This is a genomic window from Streptomyces sp. NPDC016845 (genome assembly GCF_044332585.1).
Lineage (GTDB): Bacteria > Actinomycetota > Actinomycetes > Streptomycetales > Streptomycetaceae > Streptomyces.
In genome coordinates, this window is sequence record NZ_JBIRPI010000003.1 from 483,740 (window position 1) to 508,131 (window position 24,392).

Here is a 24,392-nt window from a genome sequence, read left to right on the forward strand (position 1 = left end):
GCCGGGGAAGGGGCGCCGAGGCGCCCCTTTTTCGCGGCGTCGATGTCAACTCGGGTTGACGTCGGAGGGGTGTCAACCTACATTGACACCATGACCGAGGCCACGAATCTCGCCGAGCAGGCAGGCGCCCCCGACCCGCGCGTCGGACTGCGGTCCGTCGCCGCGCTGCGGCGGCTGCTCGAGCAACTGGAAGCGGTACAGGTGCGCAGCGCGCGCAATCAGGGCTGGTCGTGGCAGGAGATCGCGGGCGAGCTCGGGGTCAGCAGGCAGGCCGTGCACAAGAAGTACGGGAGGCGATGATGTTCGAGCGGTTCACCGAAGGCGCCAGGGACGTGGTCAAGGGCGCCGTCACCCACGCGGAGCGGGAACGCGCACCGCACGTCGACGAGGGCCACCTGCTCCTCGCGGTTCTCGACGCCCGTGGCACCCGGGGCTCCTTCGCTCTCGGCGCACTCGGTGTGGACGCCGAGGGCAAGCGGGCGGCGATCGGCGAGGCGCTGCTCACCGCACGCCGCCGCGCCGGACTGAGCCAGGCCGACGCCGAAGCCCTCTCCGGGCTCGGCATCGACGTGGACGCGATCGTCGCCCGGGTCGAGGAGGCCCACGGTGTCGGGGCGCTGAGCGGGGGCCGTCGCCTCCTCGGGCGGCGCCCCTTCGCCAAGGAGGCCAAGGGCGTTCTGGAGTCGTCCCTGCGCATGGCCCTGGCCCATCACGACCGCGCGATCGGCGACGAACACCTCCTCCTCGCCCTGGCGGCCCGGCCCGGTATCGCCTCCGAGACCCTGGCCGGGCACGGGGTGACGGTGCCGGCGGTGGAGCGGGTGCTCTACGGGCGCGGGGAGGCGGCGGCGGGCTGAACCCCGGGCCGCCTCCCCAGGGCCGGCCCTGCTGGCCTCACCCCTTCGGTGTCCGCAGCGCCCCCGTGATCCGTGCCGCCGCCTCCGACAGATGGTCCCGGGCCGTGCGGACCTGGTCCTCGGAGACTCCCTGGTCGCGGGCCGTGTCGCGGATGTCGTCGCGGAAGCGGTCGAGGAGGCGGTCGAGGTCGCGGGCCGGGTCGCCGGTGGAGTCTTCTCTCGCCCACGACGGGACGTACTCCGCCGCCACCTTCTCCGACGCCGGACGGTACGTCGGCTCCTTCTCCGCAGCCGAAGCCGGGGCGGAAGCCGGGGCCCCGAAGTCCTTGCCGAAGTTCCTGCCGAACTCGCCGAACTCCTTGGCCAGCTCGGACAGACCCTCCCGGACGCCCGACGGCCAGTCGCCCCGCGCGAAGTGGTCCTGCACCTGGTCCTGCACTCGCTGGGCCATCCGCTGGAACTCGTCCTGCGCCTGCGCCCGCACCTTGTCCTGCGTCTCCTTGGCCTGGCGGCGCGCCCGCTGGGCCTCCTCGCGCGCCCGGCGGCTCTCGTCCTTGGCGCGCCGAGCCTGCTCCTTCCACTCCTGCTTCGCGCGGCGCAGCTCCTCCTTGGCGGTGCGCCAGGACTCCTTGTCGGTGAAGTCCATGAGGCTGCTCAGGTCCGGCGCCGGACCGCCACGGGTGCCGCGCGTCTGGGAGGTGGCGGCGCGGACCTCGCGGCGCAGATCGCCCGCCGCACCGCGCACGTCGTCCCGGATCTCGGCGGCCAGCTCGGCGACCGACTCGCGGATCTCCAGCTCCAGGTCGGCCAGTTCGCCGCTGCGGTCGGCCAGTTCGGCGCGGCCCGCGTCGGTGATCGCGTACACCTTGCGGCCGCCCTCGGTGGTGTGGGTGACGAGGCCCTCGGACTCCAGCTTGGCCAGGCGCGGGTAGACCGTGCCCGCCGAAGGCGCGTAGAGCCCCTGGAAGCGCTCCTCCAAGAGGCGGATCACCTCGTAGCCGTGGCGCGGGGCCTCGTCGAGGAGCTTGAGGAGGTAGAGGCGCAGGCGGCCGTGGGCGAAGACGGGAGGCATGTCAGAGCACCTTCTTGTCGGCGGGAGCGGAGGCGTCGGCGTCGGGGGCAGGGGCGTCGGCGTCGGGGGCAGGGGCAGGAGTCGCGGGGCCGTCGTCCTCGCCCGGCGGCCTGCGCAGCAGCGCGATCGAACCGGAGACCGTGGTCGCCCGCAGGGTGCCGGTGCCCGCGCCGAGACGGCCGGTGATCTTGTGGGCGCCCCACTGCCCGGAGACGCGCAGCCCGTCGAAGGCGTTGGACACCGCTCCGCTCGCGGTGTTCGCCTCGACCTTTGTGTCCGCCGGGTGCGGGATGCGGATGGCTATCTCGCCGGAGACGCTCGTCAGGGCCACGTCCGTGGGGCCCGAGGGGTCCAGGTCGACGATCATCGATCCGCTGACGGTGTCCGCCTTCACGAACGAGCCCGAGCCCTCGACGACCGTCAGATCGCCCGAGACCGAACCGAACCGCAGGTCGCCGGTGACCGCCTGCGCCTCGACGCTGCCGGAGACCGTGCTGGTGCGCACCGGCCCTGTGACGCCCACGAGCGTGGTGTCGCCGGTGACGCCCTTCACCTCGGTGCGTCCGTCGACGCCGGAGACGACCGCGCCCGCGCCCACCACACCGACCTCGACCCGCGTGCCGCTCGGCACGGCCAGCGAGACGACCGCGCTGCGGTGCCAGCCCTTGCGGTCGAGCCACTTGAGGAAGCCCTTCCAGGGCAGGTCGTCATAGGCGACGGTGAGCGTGCCGCCCTCCTGCGTGACGCGCAGCGGCGGCCCCTCGATCTCGGAGACCTCGAGGCGGGCGGAGTCCTCCTCCGTGCCCACCACGTTCACCGTGCCGTTCACGACGCGCACGTGCAGAGCCGTCACCCGCTCGTCGAAGACGAGTTTCTGCGGCTCCGCGACGGACCACTCGGACATGGTGCGACCTCCTCCGGAGCGAACGCGCCATATCGCGTCCTCTGTTCAACACGATATATCGCGGGCACGGGAAGTCAAGACTGTCGCGACCGGCGGACGTGGTGACTACGGCATTTATGGCGGTAAGTGACGGAATTGTCTTAGCGTGGAGCCATGCCGTCCCCGCGCTCCGCCACCGGTGCCCTGCTGCTCTGCCGCGCCGAACCCGACGTCGTCGGCCCAGCCGCCCGCCTGCTCCGCCAGCGGATGCTGCTCACCCGCGCCGGGACGGAGTGGAGCGTGCTCGTCCCCGAGGGAGAGCCGTGGCGGGCCGCGACGGACGGCGTCGGCGAATCCGGCGAGGTCGTGGACCGGGTCCTCGGCGGCTGGGCGGGCGCGCTCGCCGTCGGCGCGCCCTGGCCGGTGCTCGCCCTGTGGTGGGACGCGGAGCGCAGCGGCTTCACGCTCGCGTCCGGCTTCCGCCGGCCCGTCGGCTACGAGTGGCTCGCGAACGGCACGCCGGTCGGCGAGGAGGAGGCCATGCGCACCTTCGCCGCCCGCCTCGGCCTCGACCCGGTGCTCGACATGCAGTCCCTTGATGTGCTGACCACGCCCGGCACCGAGGCGGACGCCCGTGCCCGGCTGCGCGGCCTGCTCGCGATCCTCACCCGTACCGGCCTGACCCTGCCCCCGGGCCTCGCCCCCGGCGAACCGGCCGACCGGCTGCGCGAGGCCGCGCTCGCCCAGGGCGGCGCCCAGAGCATCGAGTGGCCTGGCTGGCGCGACGCCGTCCACGCCGAGCTGGACGTCGTGGAGACCACCGGCATCGGCCCCTGGATGCGCGGCCCCAGAGGGCGCTGCCTGGCCGCCGCCCAGCTGGCGGCCGGGGTACCGCTCACGGCGTACGGCGCACGGCGGCGCAGCGGCGGCTGGCTCACGGCGGGCGGCCTGCTGCTCGTGCACGGCGCGCTCGGACTCGCGTACGACAGGGTGCGCGCGGGCCGCGACTGACGCCGCGCGGAAGCCCGTAGCGAACCGGAGAACCTGAGGATCTACTCCTCGTCGTCCTCGTCGTCGTCCAGGCGCGCCAGCCACGTCGCCAGGCGCTCCACCGGCACCTCGAAGTCCGGGTTGAGATCGACGAACGTACGGAGCTGCTCGGCGAGCCACTCGAAGGTGACCTCCTCCTCGCCGCGCCGCTTCTCCAGCTCTTCGATGCCACGGTCCGTGAAGTACATACCCCCAGGATATGCGGCAGGTGTGCGACCGATACGCGGCAGGTGCGCGGCCGATACGCGGCAGGGCCGCACCCCCTGACGGGGATGCGGCCCTGTACGGAGAGCGAAGCGCTTACGCCTCGAACACCTCGCGCACGAGCTGCTCCTGCTCGGCCTGGTGGCGCTTGGCGGAGCCGACCGCCGGGGACGAGCCGTGCGGGCGCGAGATGCGCCGCAGACGCTCGGCGCCCGGGATGTCGGCACCGACGGCCAGGTCCAGGTGGTCGATCAGGTTGAGCGCGATGAACGGCCAGGCACCCTGGTTCGCCGGCTCCTCCTGCGCCCACAGGTACTTCTCGGCGTTCGGGTACTTGGCGATCTCCGCCTGGAGCTCGGCACCCGGCAGCGGGTACAGGCGCTCGACGCGGATGATCGCGGTGTCCGTGATGCCGCTCTTCTTCCGCTCGGCCTCGAGGTCGTAGTACAGCTTGCCCGCGACGAAGACGACCTTGCGGACCGCGCTCGCCTCGACCGACTCGTCGCCGATGACCGGACGGAAGCCGCCCGACGTGAACTCCTCCACCTTCGACGCGGCGGCCTTGAGGCGCAGCATCGACTTCGGGGTGAAGACCACCAGCGGCTTGTGGTGCGGGTTGTGCACCTGCCACCGCAGGAGGTGGAAGTAGTTCGACGGCAGCGTAGGCATGGCGACCGTCATGTTGTTCTGCGCGCACAGCTGGAGGAAGCGCTCGACACGGGCCGAGGAGTGGTCCGGGCCCTGGCCCTCGTAGCCGTGGGGGAGGAGCAGCGTCACACCGCTCGTCTGGCCCCACTTCTGCTCGGCGGCCGAGATGTACTCGTCGACGACCGTCTGCGCGCCGTTGACGAAGTCACCGAACTGCGCTTCCCACATCACGAGGGACTCGGGACGCGCGAGCGAGTAGCCGTACTCGAAGCCCATGACCGCGTACTCGGAGAGCAGCGAGTCGTAGACGTTGTAGCGGGCCTGCTCGGGCGACAGGTACAGCAGCGGCGTGTAGTCCTCGCCGGTCTGCCGGTCGATGAGGACGGCGTGGCGCTGGCCGAAGGTGCCGCGGCGCGAGTCCTGGCCCGAGAGGCGCACCGGGGTGCCCTCCAGGAGCAGGGAGCCGACGGCGAGGGTCTCGCCCATGCCCCAGTCGATCGTCCCGTCCTCGATCATCGAGGCGCGGCGCTGCAGCTGCGGCAGCAGACGAGGGTGCACCGTGACGTTGTCCGGGATGTTGACCTGGGACTCGGCGATGCGCTTGACGACCTCCTGGGAGATCGCCGTCTGCACCGGCACCGGGAACTCGGCCTGCGGCTCGGGCATCTGGACCTCGCCCGGCTGCGCGACGGCCTCGCGGACCTCGGTGAAGACCTTCTCGAGCTGGCCCTGGAAGTCCTGGAGCGCCTGCTCGGCCTCTTCCAGGGTGATGTCGCCGCGACCGATGAGGGACTCGGTGTAGAGCTTGCGCACCGAGCGCTTCTTGTCGATCAGGTCGTACATCAGCGGCTGCGTGAACGCCGGGTTGTCCGACTCGTTGTGACCGCGGCGGCGGTAGCAGATGAGGTCGATCACGACGTCCTTGTTGAACGCCTGGCGGAACTCGAAGGCGAGCCGGGCGACGCGGACGACGGCCTCGGGGTCGTCACCGTTCACGTGGAAGATCGGCGCCTCGATCATGCGGGCCACGTCGGTGGCGTACATGGAGGAGCGCGAGGACTCCGGGGCGGCGGTGAAGCCGACCTGGTTGTTGATGACGATGTGGACCGTGCCGCCCGTGCGGTAGCCGCGCAGCTGCGACATGTTGAGCGTCTCGGCGACCACACCCTGGCCCGCGAAGGCCGCGTCACCGTGCAGGGCGACCGGCAGGACGGTGAAGTCGGTGCCGCCCTTGTTGATGATGTCCTGCTTGGCGCGGACGATGCCCTCGATGACCGGGTCGACCGTCTCCAGGTGGGACGGGTTGGCCGCGAGCGAGACCTTGATCTGCTCGCCGTCCAGGCCGGTGAAGGTGCCCTCGGCGCCCAGGTGGTACTTGACGTCGCCGGAGCCGTGCATCGACTTCGGGTCGAGGTTGCCCTCGAACTCGCGGAAGATCTGCGCGTACGACTTGCCGACGATGTTCGCGAGCACGTTCAGGCGGCCGCGGTGGGCCATGCCGATGACGACCTCGTCGAGGCGGGCCTCGGCGGCGGAGTCGATGACCGCGTCGAGCAGCGGGATGACGGACTCGCCGCCCTCCAGGGAGAAGCGCTTCTGGCCGACGTACTTCGTCTGCAGGAACGTCTCGAACGCCTCGGCCGAGTTCAGCCGGCGCAGGATGCGCAGCTGCTCCTCGCGCTCCGGCTTGGAGTGCGCGCGCTCGATGCGGTCCTGGATCCACTTGCGCTGCTTGGGGTCCTGGATGTGCATGAACTCGACGCCTGTGGTGCGGCAGTACGAGTCGCGCAGCACGCCGAGGATGTCGCGCAGCTTCATCATCGACTTGCCGGCGAAGCCGCCGACGGCGAACTCGCGCTCCAGGTCCCACAGGGTGAGGCCGTGCTCGGTGATGTCCAGGTCGGGGTGCTTGCGCTGCTGGTACTCCAGCGGGTCGGTGTCGGCCATGACGTGGCCGCGGACCCGGTAGGAGTGGATCAGCTCGAAGACGCGGGCGGCCTTCGTGACGTCGTCGTCGTGCGACGCGTCGATGTCCTTGAGCCAGCGGACCGGCTCGTAGGGGATGCGCAGCGCCTTGAAGATCTCGTCGTAGAAGCCCTGCTCGCCGAGGAGCAGGTTGGCGACGACGCGCAGGAACTCGCCGGAGGCGGCGCCCTGGATGACCCGGTGGTCGTAGGTCGACGTGAGCGTCATGACCTTCGAGATGCCGAGCTTGTTCAGGGTGTCCTGGGAGGTGCCCTGGAACTCCGCCGGGTAGTCCATCGAGCCGACGCCCATGATGACCGACTGTCCGGGCATCAGACGCGGCACGGAGTGCACGGTGCCGAGGCCGCCGGGGTTGGTCAGGGAGACCGTGACGCCGGTGAAGTCGTCCATGCCGAGCTTGCCGTCGCGCGCGCGGCGGACGATGTCCTCGTAGGCCTGCCAGAACTCGAAGAAGTTCAGCGTCTCGGCCTTCTTGATGCCCGCGACGACCAGCTGACGGTCGCCGTTGGGCTTCACCAGGTCGATCGCGAGGCCGAAGTTGATGTGCTCCGGCTTGACCAGCGTCGGCTTGCCGTCCTTCACCGCGAAGGAGTAGTTCATCGACGGCATGGCCTTGATGGCCTGCACCATGGCGTACCCGATGAGGTGCGTGAAGGAGATCTTCCCGCCGCGGGCGCGCTTGAGGTGGTTGTTGATGACGATGCGGTTGTCGAACAGCAGCTTCACCGGGACGGCGCGCACGGACGTGGCCGTGGGGACCTCGATGGAGGCGTTCATGTTCTTCGCGACGGCGGCGGCGGGACCGCGCAGCGTCACGAGCTCGGGGCCGGCGGGGGCCTCGGTCGTCACTTGTTCAGCCTTCTTCGGAGCGGGGGCGGCGGGAGCGGGGGCGGCCTTCGCGGCGGCGGGCGCCGACTGAGCGGGCTTCGCGGGCGCCGACTGAGCGGGCGCGGCGGCGGGCTTCGCGGGCTCGGCGGCCCTGGCGGGCGCCGGCGCGGCGGGAGCGGCCTGAGCGGGCGCAGCCGGGGCCTGGGTCCCGGCCTTCTGGGCCGGTGTCTTCACAGGCTCAGTCGGCGCAGCCCCCGTGGCTGCGGCACCGGGCTTGTAGTCGGCGAAGAAGTCCCACCAGGCTCGGTCGACCGAATTCGGGTCCTGGAGGTACTGCTGATAGATCTCGTCGACGAGCCACTCATTGGGACCGAAGGCGGCGGCAGGGCTCTTGCCCTGCTCGGCTTGGTCGGTCTCGGTCGAGATGCTCGGGTTACTGGGGGACTGTGGCGACACGGCGGTAACCGCCCTCTTCCGCTTCTCACAAGGTGATGGACAGCGGGAATAAAGGCTACGCCTCCAAGAGCGGGACGTGCAGACCGGGCCGGTGATCCGTCGCGTAAGTCACACTGGAGATCGGGTTTCGGGCCGCGAAATGGCGGGAAACAACCGGGGTTTACGTACGTTCGACCGCGCGCCCGGCGCACTGGGCGCGACTGGGCGCGGCTTGACCTCCGCCTGACCGAAACCCTACGTCAACTTTGCGGTCCCGGCCTGTCCCGGAAGAGTGACCTTGATCCGGCATCCGCGCGCCGATTCGGCCACGCGGATCTTGCCGCCGTGCAGGTCCACGGCCCAGCGGGCGATGGCGAGGCCGAGACCCGTGCCACCGTCACCCTTGCCGTTCGCCGAGTGTCCGGCGTTGCCCCGGTTGAAACGCTCGAACACCCGGTGCCACTCCGACTCGGGGATACCGGGCCCCTCGTCGAGCACCTCCAGCTCCAGGGACTCGGGGGTCAGCCCGCGCCGCGCGCGTACGGTGACGCGGCCGTGGGCCGGGGAGTGCTTCACCGCGTTGTCGATGAGGTTCGCCACGACCTGGTGGATGCGCTCCGGGTCGGCGTGGGCCGTAAGTTCCGGCGGTGAGACGTCCAGATGCAGGTGGACGTCCGTACGCGTATGAGTACCGGAGCCGGAGGCGATGCCCGCGCGCTGCGAGACCGCCATGTTCGCCTCCTTGAGCACACCCGACAGGTACGGCCAGACCTCGAAGCGGCGCGCCTTGAGCGGCACGACGCCGTTGTCCAGACGGGACAGGTCCAGGAGGGTCTCCACGAGGCGGCCGAGGCGCTCCGTCTGTTTCAGGGCGGTGCGCATCGTCTCGGGGTCGGCGGCCATGACGCCGTCCACCACGTTCTCCAGGACCGCGCGGAGCCCCGCGATCGGGGTGCGCAGCTCGTGCGAGACGTTGGCGACCAGCTCTTTGCGCTGGAGGTCCTGCGCGGCCAGCTCGTCGGCCATGCGGTTGATGGTCACCGCGAGGTCGCCCAGCTCGTCGCGGCGGTCCGCGCCGCGCACGCGGCGCGTGTAGTCGCCGTTGGAGATGGAGCGGGCCACCGTGCTCATCTCGTCGAGCGGCGCGGTGAGGCTGTGCGCCACGAACTGCGTGATGAGCAGCGTCGCGATGATCGAGAACACGGTGATGAAGCGCAGCTCCGTCGCCGTGTACATCGCGACCATGATCAGGCCCGTGGTGATGAAGACGGAGACGACGACGAGCGTGCCGAGCTTCGCCTTGATCGAGAAGGGGCGCAGACCGCCCGTCGCCCAGTGCGGGCCGATGGGGTGCGGGCGCGCGGCGCGGGCATGCGGTGTCCGGTCCCCGCCGCTCATGGCGTCGGCGTCTCCAGCGCGTAGCCGACACCGTGCACGGTGCGGATCCGCTCAGCACCGATCTTGCGGCGCAGCGCCTTGATGTGGCTGTCGACCGTACGGGTGCCGGAGGCGTCGGCCCAGTCCCAGACCTCGGCGAGCAGCTGCTCGCGGGAGAGGACCGCGCGCGGGGTGTTCGCCAGGCAGACGAGCAGGTCGAACTCGGTCGGGGTGAGGTGCACGTCCTCGCTCCTGACCCGGACCCGGCGCTGGGCGTGGTCGATCTCCAGCTCGCCGAGGCGCAGGATGCCGCTGCGCGGGGTCGCGGCGGCGAGGGCCGCCCGCTCGACCCGGCGGAGCAGGACGTGGACCCGCGCGGCCAGCTCCCGCATGGAGAACGGCTTGGTCATGTAGTCGTCGGCACCGACGCCGAGCCCGACGAGCATGTCCGTCTCGTCGTCGCGCGCGGTCAGCATCATGACCGGCACCGGCCGCTGCGCCTGCACGCGGCGGCAGACCTCGAGCCCGTCGAAGCCGGGCAGCATGATGTCGAGGATCAGCAGGTCGGGCTGCCAGGCCTCGGCCGTGTCGACCGCCGAGGGACCGTCCTGTGCGGTTTGCACGAGGAATCCCTCGGCCCGTAGCCGGGCGGCGATGGCGTCCACGATCGTGGGGTCGTCCTCGACGACCAGAACCCGGCGCTGGGCGCCCGGGGTCGCCGTGCTGCCGTTGTGGGAGGTGTGTGTCTGCTCCATCGCCCCGCCCCTGAATGCGCACCGGTCCTGGCGCGCTTGACGCTTGAATGATCTGGGTTTCGGACGTCAGCGTACGGGGAGTTACCGCCGGTCGGCTACGCGGCCCGTACTGCGAGGTGCACCACGTCGGGTACGCCTCGGACAACGGGGATCTCTTCGGTGCGGACCGCCCGGAATCCGGCATTCCGCAAGGTTCCTTCGAAATTTGCGGACGGCTGTGCGGACCAGACGGCGAGCACGCCGCCGGGGTTGAGGCGGGCGTGGCAGGCGGCGAGCCCGGCGGGGGAGTAGAGGCTGTCGTTGTCCTCGGTGACGGTCCAGTCCGGGCCGTTGTCGATGTCCAGGCAGAGCGCGTCGTACGTGGCGGACGTCTCGTGCAGATGCCGTACGAGGTCGGCCTCGACGATCTCCGTACGGGGGTCGGCGAGCGCCTCGGCGGAGAGGTGCCGGAGCGCTCCTCCGCGGTGCCAGTCGATGATCGCCCGCTCGCGCTCGACCACGGTGATCCGGCCCCAGCGCGGCTCTGTCGCGGCGTGGGCCAGGGAGAACCCGACGCCGAGCCCGCCGACGAGCAGGCCCGGGGCGGGGCGCTCCGGGGGCAGTCCGGCGAGCGCCGCGTCGACGAGGAGCCGCTCGGAGCGGCCGTCGGAGGTGTCCATCAGGAAAGTGCCGTTGGCGATGATCTGCAGCAGGTCGCCGTGGCGGCGCAGTACGACTTCGCCGTGCGGGCCCGTACGGCGGTCCAGGACGACGGGCTGTTCGGTGAGAATGCTGTCGGACATCCGGCCATTCTGGCGGGCCCGCACGCATGGAGGGGGAGTTCCGGGACAGGAGAGGGAAGGTGGGAGCGGTGCGGACGCGGTCGGCGTCCGTGAGGTTGCTGTTGAACGGGTCACATTTTGCGACCGCGGTGAACCGAAAAAGGTGCATTAAGGGTGTCTTGCGTGAAATCGGGCGCGGCAGCCGACGACGGGGCGGCGCCCGTCGCCGAGGCGAGGCCCCGGCCTGCGCTGATCGGCGTCCCGGCACAGCCAGGCCCGCCCGCCGCCGAGACCGCGCCGCGGCGCCCCGGAGCGCGCCGCCGCCGGCTCCTGCGCCTGCTGCCCACCCCGACCGGCACGCCGTTCACCTTCACGTACGCGCTCATCCTCATCGGCACGTCCCTCTTCACGGAGTTCGCCGACCCGGACACGGTCGCCCGGGCGCTCCGGGCCTCCAGTACCGATGTCACTCATCTTGCTCAGTCGCCGGTACTCGTGCTGACGGCCAGCGCGCTGTGGATCGTGGGCGGCGTCGCGTCGCCGTTCATGATCGCGTTCGTGGTCGTGCTGACCGCCCTCGAACGGCGCACGGGCGGCCGGCGCACCGCCGCCGTCTTCGTGCTCGGCCACGTCCTCGCGACCCTGGCCACCGAGATCCCCGTCGGCCTGTCGGTGATGGTGGGCCACCTCCCCGACACCTCCCTGCACCGCCTCGACTACGGCGTCAGCTTCGGCCTCGCCGCCAGCATCGGGGCGCTCGCCGGACTGCTCACACCCTGGCCGCGCTACGCCGTGCTCCTCGTCTTCGGCGCGATGCTGATCGGCGACCTGCTCACGTTCGCCGACCCGATGACGAGCTGGGGCCACCTCCTCGCCCTGGCTGTCGGCGTCGCTACCTGGCCGTTGCCGCGCCGTCGCCGGAACCGGGCGCCCGGCCTTCCGGCGGACTCGTCCCGAACCGCACGACGCAGTGCCACACCTGCTTGAGGTACTGCAGCACCTCGTCCGGCGCCCCGTACGCTCCCCAGCTGTCCGGTGACCTGACGGCGTGCGCGGCGGCCCGGCCGACGGCTGCCGCGTCCACGCCGCCGTTCTCGCCGAACTCGGCGGCCACGCGCGCGGTGACCGCAGGCAGCGCGGGCCCGCGGAAATCCGCGAGGTCGTCGTCCCGGCCCCCGGGGCGCAGCTCGTACCCGGCGTGCCACTCCACGGGAACCCCGAGCCCGGTGAGGAGCCCGGCGGTGCGGGTGGCGCGGAACGACGGGTCCAGGACGAGCGCCTCCGCGTCCCTGCGCAGGTCCACGTCGCCGTGCACCTGCGCCTCCACGTAGAAGTCCAGGGACCGGCCGACCTCCGGCGACGCCGACGGGTACGGCAGCCCGCGGACCACGGCCACCGGGTCCGCGCCCGCCACCCCGACCGACTGCCCGCTCGCCGCCGCGTCCGCCACGAGGGCGGCGAGTACGGGGAGCAGCGCGTCGCGGGTGCCGAGGTCCGCGGGGCCCACGTGGCTGTCGCCGAAGCAGAAGGTGGCCCGCGCGCTCACCTCGGGGCGCAGCCGCACATGGCAGGAGCCGAAGCGGGGCGCGGCCCCGTCCGCGTGGCGGGCCAGGTTCAGCGCGCCGTACTTGGGGCGCTCGGTGGCGGCGGCGCCCGTGTACGCGCCGCCGAACAGCGTCTCCTCCCAGCCGTCGCGCAGGCCGCCCGGGTGCGCGCTGCGGCTGCCGTTCGACAGGCCCGTCTCGTACTGGCCGCGGTAGCGGCCGTCGGCCGCGATCCGGTCGGCGACCGTGGTGCGCCCGTCCGCGAGCAGCCGGTCGGGGTGGAAATTGAGCGTCACGCGCGCGTGAGCGCGGATCGTGGCGATCAGCGCGGCGGCCGTCTCCGGCGGGACGCCGTGGCTCCGCAGCCGGTCGAGCGCGGCGCCGCGGCCCGCACTCCCTGCCGCGCGCACATGGCGCAAGGCGGCTTCCTGGGCACTGGTCAGCGAGGTCGTGGGCGGGATCGCGGGGGCGGCGGTCATCGCCGCAGTATCGAGCGGCGCGGACGCGCGCGGCAAAGAGTTTGCGGTCAGGCCGGCGCGCCCCGGTGCTTGGCGTTGGTCAGCGGAGCGACGATGCGCCAGCCCACCGACTCGTACAGGAGCCGGCCCTCGGGGGTGCAGGCCAGGACGGCGCGGGTGGCGCCCTGGGCGTGGGCCGCCGCGTGCAGCACGCCCATGATCACGCTGCCGAGGCCCTTGCGGCGGTGGTGCTCCGAGGTCTCGATCTGGTCGACAGTCGCGCTCGCGCCGACGGGGGCGACCTGGCCGCGCGCGGCGAACCCGCCGTCCGCGTCGGTGAGCAGGGCGCGGGTGACGCCGCCACGGTTCCAGGTGTGCAGCCGGTAGCCCGCGGGGGCGGCGGGTGCCGTGGTGGGCGCGAGGTCCGTCGTCATCAGGAAGTCGCCCGAGCCGTACGGCTCCCACGCGGGGCCGAGCCACGGCAGGACGCGCTCGGGATCGGCGAAGACCTTGAGGTGCCATGCGCGCGCGTGACCCGAATCGGTGACCTTGCGCACGTCGTCCTCGCGCACGTCGTCGTTGACGGCCCCCAGGACGTGCCGGCCCGGCTGCTCCGTCAGGCCGACATGGACCGTGTAGCCCCAGGGTTCGACGAGCGGGGCGGAGGCGCCGCGGCTGACGACCCAGCCGTCGACCCAGTCCCGTACGTGATCCACGGTCGTCATGCGTTACCCCTTGTAATAGTCCTTCTTGACTCCTGCACCTTACTTAGGCCGTTTTCCTTGGCGACAGGGGTGATCGCTGAGAGCGAACGCATGCCCGGGAACATTCGGAGGCACCCAAGCATTGAGTCCACATAGCTCAACTTGAATGCCGAAGGGGAGATCATGGCTTCGACGTCCACACCGCTCACCTTGCCCGTGCTGCCGCTCGACGACGAGGTCGTGCTGCCCGGCATGGTCGTGCCCCTGGACCTGAACGACACCGACGTACGCGCCGCCGTGGAGGCCGCACAGGCCGCCGCGCGCTCCGATGGCGACAGCAAGCCGAAGGTGCTGCTTGTTCCGCGGATCGACGGCACGTACGCCAACACCGGCGTGCTCGGCACCGTCGAGCAGGTGGGCCGGCTCGCCGACGGCGACCCCGGCGCCCTGATCCGCGGGCGCGGCCGCGTGCGCATCGGCGCGGGCACCACCGGGCCCGGCGCCGCCCTGTGGGTGGAGGGACTGACCGTCGAGGAAGAGGTGCCGGACCCGCTGCCCGGCGCCGTCGCCGAGCTGGTCAAGGAGTACAAGGCGCTCGCCACGAACTGGCTGAAGAAGCGGGGCGCCTGGCAGGTCGTGGACCGCGTTCAGCAGATCGACGACGTGTCCGTCCTCGCCGACAACTCCGGCTACTCGCCGTTCCTCACCACCGACCAGAAGATCGAACTCCTGGAGACCGCCGACCCGGTCGCCCGCCTCAGGCTCGCCACCGAGCAGCTGCGCGAGCACCTGGCCGAGCAGGACGTCGCCGAGTCGATCGCCAAGGACGTACAGGAAGGCGTCGACAAGCAGCAGCGCGAGTTCCTGCTGCGGCGCCAGCTCGACGCGGTCCGCAAGGAGCTGCGCGAGCTGAACGGCGAGAAGGAGGGCGAGGAGTCCGACGACTACCGTGCCCGCGTCGAGGCCGCCGACCTGCCCGAGAAGGTCCGCGAGGCCGCTCTCAAGGAGGTCGAGAAGCTGGAGCGCTCCAGCGACCAGTCCCCCGAGGGCTCCTGGATCCGCACCTGGCTCGACACCGTCCTCGAACTGCCGTGGACCGAGCGGACCGAGGACGCCTTCGACATCAAGGGCGCGCAGGAGATCCTCGACGCCGAGCACGCGGGCCTCCAGGACGTGAAGGAGCGCATCACCGAGTACCTGGCCGTGCGCAAGCGGCGCGGCGACCGCGGGCTCGGCGTCGTCGGCGGCCGTCGCGGCGGCGCCGTGCTCGCCCTCGTCGGCCCGCCCGGCGTCGGCAAGACCTCGCTCGGCGAGTCCGTGGCACACGCGATGGGCCGCAAGTTCGTCCGCGTCGCCCTCGGCGGCGTCCGCGACGAGGCGGAGATCCGCGGCCACCGCCGTACGTACGTGGGCGCACTGCCGGGCCGCATCGTGCGCGCCATCAAGGAGGCCGGGTCGATGAACCCGGTGGTCCTGCTCGACGAGATCGACAAGGTCGGCTCCGACTTCCGCGGCGACCCCGCCGCGGCCCTGCTCGAAGTCCTCGACCCGGCGCAGAACCACACGTTCCGCGACCACTACCTGGAGGTCGAACTCGACCTGAGCGACGTGGTGTTCCTGGCCACGGCGAATGTGCTCGAAGCCATCCCGGAGGCGCTGCTCGACCGTATGGAGCTGGTCCGGCTCGACGGCTACACCGAGGACGAGAAGGTCGTCATCGCCCGGGACCACCTGCTCCCGCGCCAGCTGGAGCGGGCCGGTCTGGAGAAGGACGAGGTGACTCTCGACGAGAGCGCGCTGCGCAAGCTGGCGGGCGAGTACACCCGCGAGGCCGGCGTCCGTAACCTGGAGCGCGCCGTGTCCCGGCTGCTCCGCAAGGTCGCGGCGCAGCACGAACTCGGCGAGCGCGAACTGCCGTTCACGGTGACCGACGCCGAGCTGCGCGGCCTCATCGGGCGCCCGCACCACGTGCCCGAGTCCGCCCAGGACCCGGCCGAGCGGCGCACGGCGGTGCCGGGTGTCGCGACCGGGCTCGCCGTGACCGGCGCGGGCGGTGACGTCCTCTTCGTAGAGGCGTCGCTGGCCGACCCGGAGACGGGTGCGGCGGGTCTGACCCTCACCGGTCAGCTCGGTGACGTGATGAAGGAGAGCGCGCAGATCGCCCTGTCGTTCCTGCGCTCCCACGGGGCCGAGCTGGAGCTGCCCGTCGCCGACCTGAAGGAGCGCGGCGTGCACATCCACTTCCCGGCGGGCGCGGTGCCCAAGGACGGGCCGAGCGCGGGCGTCACCATGACGACCGCCCTCGCCTCCCTGCTCAGCGGACGCCTGGTCCGTACGGACGTGGCGATGACCGGTGAGGTCTCGCTGACCGGCCGGGTCCTGCCCATCGGCGGCGTGAAGCAGAAGCTGCTCGCCGCGCACCGGGCCGGGATCACCACGGTGATCATCCCCAAGCGGAACGAGGCGGACCTGGACGACGTCCCGGCCGAGGTCCTGGAGAAGCTGGACGTGCACCCGGTGACGGATGTGCGGCAGGTCCTCGAGCTGGCGCTCGCTCCGGCTTCGGCCTCGGCCTCGGCCTCGTCCTCGGCGGACCTGGAGGTTCCGGTCGCGGCGTGACGGACGCGTACCGGATGCCGGAGGCCCGGGTTCCGCGAGGAACCCGGGCCTTTCGGCCGTCGGCTCCTGAGCTGCCGAAGCGCTACGGAGCAGCGATCAAGCAAGTAGCGGGGGCCCGCCCGAGCCGGGCGTACCCCCGCTGCGTCGTGCTCCGTGTCAGCCGTTGGCGAGCGCCTGGACGCGGTCGAGCGCGCCGTTGAACTTGTTGTGGTCGCCGACCGTCGGGCCGCTCGACGTGTACTGCCAGATCGTCTGGAAGCTCCAGCCCGCGGGCAGCGTGCCCACCGTGGAGGCGTACCGGGCGATCCACAGCGGGTTCGTGGCGCCGAACGCGCTGGAGTTGCCGGTGCACTGGGTCCACCAGCTGGTCGCCGTGTAGATCACGGCGTCACGGCCGGTGCGCGCCTTGTACTGGTTCACGAAGTCGCGGATCCACGTCACCATGCCGGCGGCCGTCTTGCCGTAGCAGGCGGCGCCGTACGGGTTCCACTCGATGTCGAGCACGCCGGGCAGCGTCTTGCCGTCCCTGGACCAGCCGCCCCCGTGGTCCACGAAGTAGTTGGCCTGTGTGGCGCCGTTCGTGGTGTCGGGCGTCGCGAAGTGGTACGCGCCGCGGATCATGCCCACGTTGTACGAGCCGTTGTACTGCTGCGCGAAGTAGGGGTTCGTGTAGTAGGTGCCTTCGCTGGCCTTGGTGTAGGCCCACTTCACGCCGCTGTTCCACAGGGTCGACCAGGCCACGTTGGACTGGTGGCTGCTGACGTCGACGCCCTCGGTCTGCGTGGCGCGGCCGATCGGGCCCTGGCCGGTGTCGCCGTCGTGCGCGGCGACGCCCATGCCCAGGTGGGCGGTGCCGCGGGCGGGTACATCGGCGGCCTGTGCGGCGCTGGGCAGGGCGAAGAGAAGGGAGAGCGCGGCGAACAAGGCGCCGGTGGCGAGGGTTCTGCGCTTGCGGTTTCCGGGTCTGTGCACGGGCATTGCATGCCTCCATGAAGGCCGTGGGAGACCAGCGAGGCGCTGATCGGGGACCTGTGCCGGGTGTGCGACCTCTCGGCATGTCACGGGTGGGGATGGCACCGTGTACGTCCGTGTACGTCACTGACGTGTACGTCACTGGCGTGGACGCGCTGGTGTGGACATGCCATGCATGACGCTACGCATGTAGACCCGGGGGAGGGAAGAGAGTCCGGATGACGCCGTTGGTCTACTCCTGCGAAATACTGACGGAGCTGCGGTGATTGCCGCGATTGGCGAAAACTTTCAGAACTGGGAAACCCGGGGAAACTCTGGCCATGGGTGCTGACGTGCACGAAGACGGGAACGGCAGGCGGCGCGCCGCTGAACGGGGCGGCAATTCCGCGCCGGTGCGAAGTGGTGTGGACCGCGGTGTGGACCAGGAGTTTCTCTCCCTCGAACGGGAGCTCACCGTTTTCCTGCGCCGCGCCCGCGCCTCCTCCGGTGAGATGGCCCGCGAGGTCCATCCCGATCTGGAACCGGCCGCGTACGGGCTGCTCGTGCGGCTCGAGGAGTGCGGGGCGCAGCGGGCCACCGAACTCGCCGCGTACATCGGGGTCGGCAAGGCGACGATGAGCCGGCAGCTGCGCGCCCTGGAGGAGCTGGGGTTCGTCTCCCGCGAGCCCGACCCCGCCGATGGGCGGGCCTGGCTGATCTCCCTCACCGAGCGCGGCCGCGTCGACTTCGGGCGGGTCCGTGAGGCGCGCCGTATGCGGTACGTGCGGCAGCTTGCCGGGTGGGACCGGGTCGAGGTGGCTGAACTCGCCCGGCTGCTGCACCAGTTGAACGCGGGGGCGGAGTAGGGCGGGGCCGTGCTGGGCGCGTCGTCGCGGGGCTTCCGCCCCGGACCCCGCTCCTCAAGCGCCGGAGGGGCTTGTGCTGGCGGGGCTTGAGGGTTATAGCTCCGCGTGGACGAGTGTCGCGTCGTCGTGGAGCTTGCCGCGGCGCAGGTACGTACGGGATTCCGCGTCCGCGTCCTCCAGCGCCCGGACCCGGGCCACCGTCGCCTCCGCGCCCTCCTTGCGGATGAGTGCGAACAGGTCGGGCCAGTCGCCCGCCTCGAACTTCTCCACCCAGCGCGTCACCCCGTCGGTCATCGCCGCCAGCGCCCGGACTTCGGGGCGGGGGAGTGTGCCGGTGACGGCGCGGGTCGCGACCGTCGGGTCGGCGGCGGCCGTGAAGAAGCCGCCCTCCTTGTTGCGCACGGTCGCGTCGGCCACCGCGTCGGAGACGAGGTTCGCGCGCGGTACCCGGTCGAGGCGGTCGTCGAGCAGCGCGGTCACCGTGCCGTCCGGCGCCTCGACCAGCAACGCGGAGTCCGACAGCACCAGATAAGCGACGCGCTCCGCGTCCCAGCGGGCCAGCACGACGGTTGCCTGAGGCGTGCGCGGGTGAGAAAGGTCACAGGTCGCACGGTGTGCGTCGGCGGTACGTGCGAGCGCCTCCGCGAGGATGTCACGCAACGTCATATCCAGGCGCGAAGCGGACAGTTCGGCGAGGGCGCCGCCCAGCCGCGCCGTGAACCAATGGACGGAATGCAGACAACCGTCGTCGCCGGTCGGAGGGGTGACACCGTCCAGGACGACCAGGGTGCCGCCCTGCCCGGAGGCCGGAACCGCGACCGACGCGTAGTCCTCGTTCGGGCGGTCCTGAGTGCCGGGTTCGGTGGCCAGTTCGATGCGCATTCAGCCAGTCTGCACGAGGGGCGCGGAGGTCTGCCCTAGTCGGGCCGATCGGGCCGTACTGCCAGGTAGGGCGCCTGTTTTGAGGCGGAATGATCGGATCCGTCGGAGCGTGGCGGGGCATCTTTTCAAAGCCTGTGTGAGACGTCCAACCGGCGCACCGCGGGCGTGCCGACACGGTGCCGGAGGAACTTGCCCCCCAACTCCCGCTCGATGTTCACTCCTTCGGGTGGCGGGCAGGGTGATGTGCGCCCCCTGCTCACGGGCACTGGAATGGTCGGGAGCCATGCCAGAGGGGCGCGTGGGTTGTCGGACCGTCACCTGCGCCCATGGGTAGAACGAGTCAGGAATGCGAGCACCAGGTGCGGAACACCTCCGGCAGTGACGTGGCCAGCGGGACGGGTGGGCCGGAAGGTGCGGATGGCTTGGAATCGGCCCCTTCTACAGCCGCATCGGCCCCTTCTGTAGCCGCATCGGCCCCCTCGGCAGCGGCATCGGCCCCCTCGGCGGCAGCGTCGGTCCCCTCGGTAACGGCAGCGGACGCCTCGTCGGCGTCGGGCCGGCCGTCTGATGAATCGGTACGTCCGGGCGGGCAGCAGCCCGGCCCCGCGACCGCCACCCCCAAGGTGGCCACCCCGAAGGCTGCCGAGCCCGTGCCGGTCGGCAAAGGCAAGCGGGCCCGGGTGCGGAACCGGCTGATCATCGCCGTCGCCGTCGTGGCCGCCGCCGTCGTCGGCGCCGGTGCGCCCGCCCTCGTCGCCGCCTCCGGGCGGGTATCGGAGTCCCAGGGGCTCGTGGACGACGCGGAGCGGACGCAGCGGGCCGTCGCCCTGTCGCACGCGCTCTCCGACGAGCGGGACGAGGTCAGCGCCTTCATCGCCGCCGGGCGCCCCAAGGGGCAGGGGCTGAGCGAGCAGCGCAGCGCCCGGGTCGACCGGCAGGTCGCGGAGTTGCGGGCCGACGCCGAGGGGCCCCTGCGGAGCACCGTCGACGACATCGCCGCCGTCCGGCGCGCCGCCCTCACCGGCAAGGGCACCGCCCTGGCGGCCCACACCTCCTACTCCAAGGCCATCACGGAGCTGCACCGGCTCGCCGAGGAGCTGGCCGATGCGATGCCGCCCCGCGCGGGCACCGGCGCGCACGCGCTCGCCGACCTCGACCGCGCCGTCGACCAGGCCTCCGCCGCCCGCGGGCTGCTGCTCGCCGCGTACGCCGTCCCCGAGTCCACCTCCACCACGACGACCATCGACCCGATCACGGGGCTGCCGCAGACCGTCGAGAGCGCCGACTCGCCCGAGAGCAAGCAGCGCGACCAGCTCGGCGCCGCCGCCCAGCGGGCCCGCGTCCGCGAACAGGCCGCCCTCGACGACTTCCGGGACTCCGCCCCGGCCGCGTCCGTCTCCGCGTACGACTCCACCGTCACCGGCGCCGACATCGAGAAGGCCGACAAGTACCTGGCCCGGCTGACGGACGCGCCGACGCTGTCCGAGGACGAGCTGGGCTACAACAGCAAGAGCGTCGACGCCGCGCTCACCGCCCGGATCGACGCGATGCGGGGCGCCGAGTCGGCGCTCGGGGACCAGCGCGTCAAGAGCCTGGAGCTGCTGCGCGACGACGACGTCAACGACCTGGAGATCCGGGTCGCCCTCGTCGGCGTCTGCCTGCTCGCGGCGCTCGGCTTCGCGATGGGCGCGGCGCGTTCGCTGACGCGGCCGCTCGCGGTGGTCCGGATCGGATCGGCGCGGCTCGCCGGGGCACCGGCCACCGAGGAGCCCATCAAGTACACGGGGCGCAACAACGAGTTCGCCCAGGTCGTCCGCTCGGTCAACGCCCTCCACGCGCACGCCGTCGCCCTCCACGAGCGCCAGGGCACGCTGGAGGCCGACCGCAAGCACCTCGTGGGCGAGCGCCGGCGGATGGCGGACGACCGGGACAAGCTCCGCGCGGAACTGGCGGACGCCACCGAACAGTTGGAGCGGGCCAAGCACTCCATCAACGGCACCTTCGTCAACCTCGCCCTGCGCACCCTCGGCCTCGTCGAGCGCCAGCTCGGCATCATCGAGAACCTCGAGGACCGCGAGCAGGACCCCGAGCAGCTCGCCACCCTCTTCAAGCTCGACCACTTCGCGACCGTCATGCGGCGCCACAGCGAGAACCTGCTCGTCCTCGCCGGCGCCGAGCACGGACAGCAGCACGCCGGGTCCGTGCCGCTCGTCGACGTGCTGCGCGCCGCCGTCTCCGAGATCGAGCGGTACGAGCGGGTCCGGATCGCCGCGCTGCCGCCGCACGCGCACATCGCCGGGTTCGCGGCGGACGACCTCAGTCACCTCGTCGCCGAACTCCTGGAGAACGCCACCTCGTTCTCGCCGCCCGACGCCGCCGTCGAGGTCTCCGCCTGGCTCCTGGAGAACGGCGAGGTCATGCTCTCCGTCCAGGACGAGGGCATCGGCCTGGCCGACGACAAGCTGCGCGAGCTGAACGGGCGCCTCTCCGAGTTCTCCGCCGACCAGGCCCACGACCCCGAGGACTCCGACGGTCTCGGCCTCGGCCTCTACGTCGTCGCCCGCCTCGCCGCGCGGCACGGCGTACGGGTCCGGCTGCGCGAGCAGAAGCAAGGCGGGGTCGCGGCGGTCGTCGTCCTCCCCACCGCCCTCCTCGCCGCCGTCCCCGCGGTCGCGGCACCCCCGTCGGTCCCGGTCCCGGGCGGCGCCCCCGCGGTCCACCTCCCCGGTTCGGAGGCGGAGGCCAACTCCAACGTCCTGAACGGCCGCCAAGTGGCCTCCGGCCCGGAGCACGTCTCTGAGCCGGGCTCGGCCGAGGCCCGGGGGTCTGAGCCGGTGTCTGAGCCGGGCTCGACTGACGGTCCCGGTTCGGACCAGGCGTCCGGGCCGGGCTCGGGCGACGCCGAGGCCGGTGCCGCGGGTCCGGGGCAGGGATCCGCGACTGCCGGTGCGTCCGCCCCGGATCAAGTGTCCGCGCCGGGCTCGGCCGACGTCCGCGGCTCGGAGCAGGTGTCCGCGCCTGGGGGTGTGTACGGCTCGGAGCAGGTGTCCGCGCCGGGCTCGGCCGCTGCCCCGGCTGACGCCTCGGGCGCCGGTCACGCTCCCGCGCCCACCGGCGCGACGGCGGGCGGGACTGAGCCGACCTCCGCCCCGGACCCGGTCTCCCCGGCCACCGACGCCACCGACGCCATTGACACCAACGACGCCACCGATGCCACCGGCCCGGTTCCGGCGTCCCGGGACATAACGGACCCGCTCATCCAGGCCGCCGAGCAGGCCGTGCGGGAGGCGGGCCTCGAGTCCGGTCCGCAGGACGGTGACGGGGACGCCGGGCAGGCCGAGCCCCCGGTCGTTCGCGGGCCCGAGTCCGAGTCCGAGACCACCATGGAGCTCCTCGCCCCGCCCCCGATCGAAGACCCCGCGCCCCCGCGCGCCCAGGTCTCCGAGTCCGTGCCGCCGCGCACCCAGGACTCCGAGTCCGCGCCCCCGCGCGCCCAGAACCCCGCGCCCCCGCGCAAGCAGGCCCCCGGGCCCGCCCAGGACCCGCGCGACCAGGACCCCGCGTCCACACAGGCCGCCGCGTCCACGCAGAACCCCGCGTCCACGCAGAACCCCACCCCCGGCACCCCCGGCACCCGCGCCCCGGACGACACCCCCGCCGAACCCCCGGCGGGCCACGTTCCGGTGCCCCGGCCGCCCCGGTGGGAGCGTGTCACCGACAAGGGCCTGCCGAAGCGCACCCCGAAGGTGACCGCCCCGGCCGCCGCCGCGAAGCCGCGTACGGGAGCCGTCGACGCGGACGCCCTGCGCCGCAGGCTCGGCGGCTTCCACACCGGGGCACAGGAGGGCAGGCGCGCCGTGGAGGCGGAGATCGAGGACGGGGCGTCCGCGACCCGGGCCGGGACCCAGGAACGTGTCGGAGAAGCCAAGGGGGACACAGCCGAGGAGGCAAGCAGTTGACTGCGCCCACCCCTGCACTGAACAACCCCGCGCTCAGCAGCGAGGCACGCAATCTGCACTGGCTGCTGACCAATCTCGTAGAGGAGGTGCCAGGGCTGCTCTCCGTCGCGGTCGTCTCGTCCGACGGGCTGCTCCTGCTCTCCTCCGACCCCGGGAGGAACACCGAGACCCCCGTCGACCGCACCGGCGGCCCGAAGGGTTCCAGCGCCGACCTGGCCACCATCGTCTCCGGCGTCGGCTCCCTGACCATCGGCGCCGCGAAGCTGATGGACGGCGGCGGCGTCAAGCAGACCATGGTCGCGATGGAGGACGGCAGCCTCTTCGTCATGTCCATCAGCGACGGATCTCTGCTCGGCGTGCACGCCACCCCGGACTGCGACATGAGCGTCGTCGCCTACCACATGGCGCTGTTCGTGGGCCGCGCGGGACACGTCCTGACCCCCGAACTCCGCAGCGAGCTGCGCCAGTCCATGGAGCAGAACCAGGGCGGTCAGGGTGATCAGGGCGATCAGAGCGGAGAGAGCAACCGGTGACCAGCCCCAAACTCCCCGTACGCGGCAGCGACCGAAAACCCGCCCGCGTACGCCCCTACTCCCTGACCGGCGGCCGCACCCGCTTCGGCCACGTGCTGCTCGTGGAGACGTTCATCGCGAGCACCGCCGCCATCGAGGGCCCCGACGAGCGCCTCGAAATAGGGAAGGGGACCCTCGCGGGCGTCATGCCCGAGATGCGCGCCATCGTCGCGCTGTGCCGCCGCATGCGCACGGTCGCCGAGATCGCCGCGCTCCTCAAGATGCCCCTGGGGGTGGTCCGCGTCCTGCTGAGCGACCTCGCCGACCAGGGAAAGATCCGCGTGTACGGAACCGGTCACGGCCCGGGACAGCCGGACCGCGCGCTGCTCGAAAGGGTGCTGAGTGGACTCCGCCGTCTCTGACCTCCTCGCCGGTCTGCCCGGCGAGGAGGAGCAGCTGCAGGCCTGGCAGACGGACACCACCCGGGCCCCCGTCGCCACGAAGATCGTGGTGGCGGGCGGCTTCGGCGTCGGCAAGACGACCCTGGTCGCCGCCGTCTCGGAGATCGAGCCCCTCCAGACGGAGGCGCTGATGACGCGGGCGAGCGAGGGCACCGACGACCTCACCGCGACGCCGGAGAAGACGACCACGACCGTCGCCATGGACTACGGCCGCCTCACGCTCGACGACGACCTGGTCCTGTACCTGTTCGGCACCCCCGGGCAGGACCGTTTCTGGTTCATGTGGGACGACCTGGTGCGCGGCGCGATCGGCGCCGTCGTCCTCGCCGACACCCGCAGGCTGCCCGACTGCTTCCCGGCCCTCGACTACTTCGAGAGCTGCGGACTGCCCTACGTCGTGGCCGTCAACCACTTCGACGGGACCGAGGAGTACGAGGAGGACGACGTGCGCGAGGCCTTGACGGTCCCGCCCCACGTGCCCGTACTGATCATGGACGCGCGCCGCCGGATATCGGCGATCGAGACCCTGCTCGCCCTGGTCGGCCACGCCCTCGACGTCACGCCCGAGTGACCGGCAACT

The 24,392-nt window shown here is 72.0% G+C and carries 21 protein-coding genes; 10 read left to right on the plus strand and 11 right to left on the minus strand.

Translation table 11 applies throughout. From position 1 onward, the window contains the following. Nucleotides 1–90: 90 nt before the first annotated feature. Nucleotides 91–300 carry a helix-turn-helix domain-containing protein gene (locus tag ACH4RC_RS12575; protein WP_398198877.1) on the plus strand — a complete coding sequence of 70 codons (210 nt, stop codon included), beginning with the start codon at nucleotides 91–93 and terminating at the stop codon, nucleotides 298–300. Beyond that, nucleotides 300–857 (plus strand): Clp protease N-terminal domain-containing protein, encoded by a 558-nt coding sequence (locus tag ACH4RC_RS12580; RefSeq protein WP_398199204.1) that lies wholly within the window; start codon nucleotides 300–302, stop codon nucleotides 855–857. Before ACH4RC_RS12575 ends, ACH4RC_RS12580 begins: the two co-directional genes overlap by 1 nt. Before the next feature lie 37 nt (nucleotides 858–894). On the opposite strand, the gene ACH4RC_RS12585 is transcribed toward ACH4RC_RS12580, so the two are convergent. Together ACH4RC_RS12585 and ACH4RC_RS12590 are read right to left on the minus strand one after the other, a co-directional pair. After that, the gene (locus ACH4RC_RS12585) at nucleotides 895–1,929 is read right to left on the minus strand and encodes a helix-turn-helix transcriptional regulator (RefSeq protein WP_398198879.1); all 1,035 of its coding nucleotides are present in this window, start codon (nucleotides 1,927–1,929) and stop codon (nucleotides 895–897) included. Between the two features lies 1 nt (nucleotide 1,930). Further along, nucleotides 1,931–2,833 (minus strand): DUF4097 family beta strand repeat-containing protein, encoded by a 903-nt coding sequence (locus tag ACH4RC_RS12590; protein ID WP_398198881.1) that lies wholly within the window; start codon nucleotides 2,831–2,833, stop codon nucleotides 1,931–1,933. A 153-nt stretch (nucleotides 2,834–2,986) separates the two neighbouring features. Between ACH4RC_RS12590 and ACH4RC_RS12595 the strand changes: the two genes are divergently transcribed. Then, nucleotides 2,987–3,823: a hypothetical protein gene (locus ACH4RC_RS12595; RefSeq protein ID WP_398198883.1), complete on the plus strand. Its 837-nt coding sequence runs from the start codon at nucleotides 2,987–2,989 to the stop codon at nucleotides 3,821–3,823. Between the two features lie 41 nt (nucleotides 3,824–3,864). Here the strand turns inward: ACH4RC_RS12595 and ACH4RC_RS12600 are convergent, their stop codons facing one another. The 5 genes from ACH4RC_RS12600 to ACH4RC_RS12620 form a co-directional block, all read right to left on the minus strand. Then, complete coding sequence (locus tag ACH4RC_RS12600; RefSeq protein WP_030207192.1) at nucleotides 3,865–4,050, minus strand: DUF6104 family protein; 186 nt, start codon at nucleotides 4,048–4,050, stop codon at nucleotides 3,865–3,867. 112 nt (nucleotides 4,051–4,162) lie between these two features. Next, a complete protein-coding gene (locus tag ACH4RC_RS12605) occupies nucleotides 4,163–7,984 on the minus strand; it encodes a multifunctional oxoglutarate decarboxylase/oxoglutarate dehydrogenase thiamine pyrophosphate-binding subunit/dihydrolipoyllysine-residue succinyltransferase subunit (RefSeq protein ID WP_398198885.1) in 3,822 nt (1,273 codons plus the stop codon). A gap of 234 nt (nucleotides 7,985–8,218) precedes the next feature. Next, nucleotides 8,219–9,361: an ATP-binding protein gene (locus ACH4RC_RS12610; protein WP_398198888.1), complete on the minus strand. Its 1,143-nt coding sequence runs from the start codon at nucleotides 9,359–9,361 to the stop codon at nucleotides 8,219–8,221. Next, nucleotides 9,358–10,095, minus strand: a complete 738-nt coding sequence (locus tag ACH4RC_RS12615; protein ID WP_361064207.1) for a response regulator transcription factor — start codon at nucleotides 10,093–10,095, stop codon at nucleotides 9,358–9,360. Before ACH4RC_RS12615 ends, ACH4RC_RS12610 begins: the two co-directional genes overlap by 4 nt. 95 nt (nucleotides 10,096–10,190) lie before the next feature. After that, a complete protein-coding gene (locus ACH4RC_RS12620) occupies nucleotides 10,191–10,877 on the minus strand; it encodes a spermidine synthase (protein WP_398198890.1) in 687 nt (228 codons plus the stop codon). A 162-nt stretch (nucleotides 10,878–11,039) separates the two neighbouring features. Between ACH4RC_RS12620 and ACH4RC_RS12625 the strand changes: the two genes are divergently transcribed. Beyond that, complete coding sequence (locus ACH4RC_RS12625) at nucleotides 11,040–11,843, plus strand: rhomboid-like protein (RefSeq protein ID WP_398199206.1); 804 nt, start codon at nucleotides 11,040–11,042, stop codon at nucleotides 11,841–11,843. Here the strand turns inward: ACH4RC_RS12625 and ACH4RC_RS12630 are convergent. Continuing rightward, nucleotides 11,749–12,879 (minus strand): DUF3626 domain-containing protein, encoded by a 1,131-nt coding sequence (locus tag ACH4RC_RS12630; RefSeq protein ID WP_398198893.1) that lies wholly within the window; start codon nucleotides 12,877–12,879, stop codon nucleotides 11,749–11,751. The two genes, ACH4RC_RS12625 and ACH4RC_RS12630, sit on opposite strands and share 95 nt — an antisense overlap. A 47-nt stretch (nucleotides 12,880–12,926) precedes the next feature. Then, nucleotides 12,927–13,583, minus strand: a complete 657-nt coding sequence (locus tag ACH4RC_RS12635; protein ID WP_398198896.1) for a GNAT family N-acetyltransferase — start codon at nucleotides 13,581–13,583, stop codon at nucleotides 12,927–12,929. A gap of 162 nt (nucleotides 13,584–13,745) precedes the next feature. On the opposite strand from ACH4RC_RS12635, the gene lon reads away from it, so the two are divergent. Then, the gene (gene lon / locus ACH4RC_RS12640) at nucleotides 13,746–16,181 is read left to right on the plus strand and encodes an endopeptidase La (RefSeq protein ID WP_398198898.1); all 2,436 of its coding nucleotides are present in this window, start codon (nucleotides 13,746–13,748) and stop codon (nucleotides 16,179–16,181) included. A gap of 156 nt (nucleotides 16,182–16,337) precedes the next feature. Here lon and ACH4RC_RS12645 read toward each other — a convergent pair whose 3' ends face one another. Then, the gene (locus tag ACH4RC_RS12645; protein WP_398198900.1) at nucleotides 16,338–17,159 is read right to left on the minus strand and encodes a lysozyme; all 822 of its coding nucleotides are present in this window, start codon (nucleotides 17,157–17,159) and stop codon (nucleotides 16,338–16,340) included. Nucleotides 17,160–17,485: 326 nt separating this feature from the next. Between ACH4RC_RS12645 and ACH4RC_RS12650 the strand changes: the two genes are divergently transcribed. Continuing rightward, nucleotides 17,486–17,998 carry a MarR family winged helix-turn-helix transcriptional regulator gene (locus ACH4RC_RS12650; protein WP_398199209.1) on the plus strand — a complete coding sequence of 171 codons (513 nt, stop codon included), beginning with the start codon at nucleotides 17,486–17,488 and terminating at the stop codon, nucleotides 17,996–17,998. Nucleotides 17,999–18,091: 93 nt separating this feature from the next. Here the strand turns inward: ACH4RC_RS12650 and ACH4RC_RS12655 are convergent, their stop codons facing one another. Next, nucleotides 18,092–18,880 carry a protein phosphatase 2C domain-containing protein gene (locus ACH4RC_RS12655; RefSeq protein ID WP_398198903.1) on the minus strand — a complete coding sequence of 263 codons (789 nt, stop codon included), beginning with the start codon at nucleotides 18,878–18,880 and terminating at the stop codon, nucleotides 18,092–18,094. Nucleotides 18,881–19,530: 650 nt separating this feature from the next. On the opposite strand from ACH4RC_RS12655, the gene ACH4RC_RS12660 reads away from it, so the two are divergent. From ACH4RC_RS12660 to ACH4RC_RS12675, 4 genes are read left to right on the plus strand one after another with little or no spacing between them, the layout of a single operon-like run. Further along, a complete protein-coding gene (locus ACH4RC_RS12660) occupies nucleotides 19,531–22,839 on the plus strand; it encodes a nitrate- and nitrite sensing domain-containing protein (protein ID WP_398198904.1) in 3,309 nt (1,102 codons plus the stop codon). After that, complete coding sequence (locus ACH4RC_RS12665) at nucleotides 22,836–23,372, plus strand: roadblock/LC7 domain-containing protein (RefSeq protein WP_398198905.1); 537 nt, start codon at nucleotides 22,836–22,838, stop codon at nucleotides 23,370–23,372. The genes ACH4RC_RS12660 and ACH4RC_RS12665 overlap by 4 nt, the downstream gene beginning before the upstream one ends. Continuing rightward, nucleotides 23,369–23,773, plus strand: a complete 405-nt coding sequence (locus tag ACH4RC_RS12670; RefSeq protein ID WP_398198908.1) for a DUF742 domain-containing protein — start codon at nucleotides 23,369–23,371, stop codon at nucleotides 23,771–23,773. The genes ACH4RC_RS12665 and ACH4RC_RS12670 overlap by 4 nt, the downstream gene beginning before the upstream one ends. After that, nucleotides 23,754–24,383 (plus strand): GTP-binding protein, encoded by a 630-nt coding sequence (locus ACH4RC_RS12675; protein WP_398198910.1) that lies wholly within the window; start codon nucleotides 23,754–23,756, stop codon nucleotides 24,381–24,383. Before ACH4RC_RS12670 ends, ACH4RC_RS12675 begins: the two co-directional genes overlap by 20 nt. Nucleotides 24,384–24,392: the final 9 nt, after the last annotated feature.

Excerpts from the sequence above, each read along its gene's own strand:
- ACH4RC_RS12635 (WP_398198896.1), bottom strand. The coding sequence starts at position 13,583 with ATGACGACCGTGGATCACGTACGGGACTGGGTCGACGGCTGGGTCGTC.
- ACH4RC_RS12580 (WP_398199204.1), top strand. The coding sequence starts at position 300 with ATGTTCGAGCGGTTCACCGAAGGCGCCAGGGACGTGGTCAAGGGCGCC.
- ACH4RC_RS12615 (WP_361064207.1), bottom strand. The coding sequence starts at position 10,095 with ATGGAGCAGACACACACCTCCCACAACGGCAGCACGGCGACCCCGGGC.
- ACH4RC_RS12575 (WP_398198877.1), top strand. The coding sequence starts at position 91 with ATGACCGAGGCCACGAATCTCGCCGAGCAGGCAGGCGCCCCCGACCCG.
- ACH4RC_RS12600 (WP_030207192.1), bottom strand. The coding sequence starts at position 4,050 with ATGTACTTCACGGACCGTGGCATCGAAGAGCTGGAGAAGCGGCGCGGC.
- ACH4RC_RS12610 (WP_398198888.1), bottom strand. The coding sequence starts at position 9,361 with ATGAGCGGCGGGGACCGGACACCGCATGCCCGCGCCGCGCGCCCGCAC.
- ACH4RC_RS12590 (WP_398198881.1), bottom strand. The coding sequence starts at position 2,833 with ATGTCCGAGTGGTCCGTCGCGGAGCCGCAGAAACTCGTCTTCGACGAG.
- ACH4RC_RS12630 (WP_398198893.1), bottom strand. The coding sequence starts at position 12,879 with ATGACCGCCGCCCCCGCGATCCCGCCCACGACCTCGCTGACCAGTGCC.
- ACH4RC_RS12655 (WP_398198903.1), bottom strand. The coding sequence starts at position 18,880 with ATGCGCATCGAACTGGCCACCGAACCCGGCACTCAGGACCGCCCGAAC.
- ACH4RC_RS12620 (WP_398198890.1), bottom strand. The coding sequence starts at position 10,877 with ATGTCCGACAGCATTCTCACCGAACAGCCCGTCGTCCTGGACCGCCGT.
- lon (WP_398198898.1), top strand. The coding sequence starts at position 13,746 with ATGGCTTCGACGTCCACACCGCTCACCTTGCCCGTGCTGCCGCTCGAC.
- ACH4RC_RS12595 (WP_398198883.1), top strand. The coding sequence starts at position 2,987 with ATGCCGTCCCCGCGCTCCGCCACCGGTGCCCTGCTGCTCTGCCGCGCC.
- ACH4RC_RS12585 (WP_398198879.1), bottom strand. The coding sequence starts at position 1,929 with ATGCCTCCCGTCTTCGCCCACGGCCGCCTGCGCCTCTACCTCCTCAAG.
- ACH4RC_RS12645 (WP_398198900.1), bottom strand. The coding sequence starts at position 17,159 with ATGCCCGTGCACAGACCCGGAAACCGCAAGCGCAGAACCCTCGCCACC.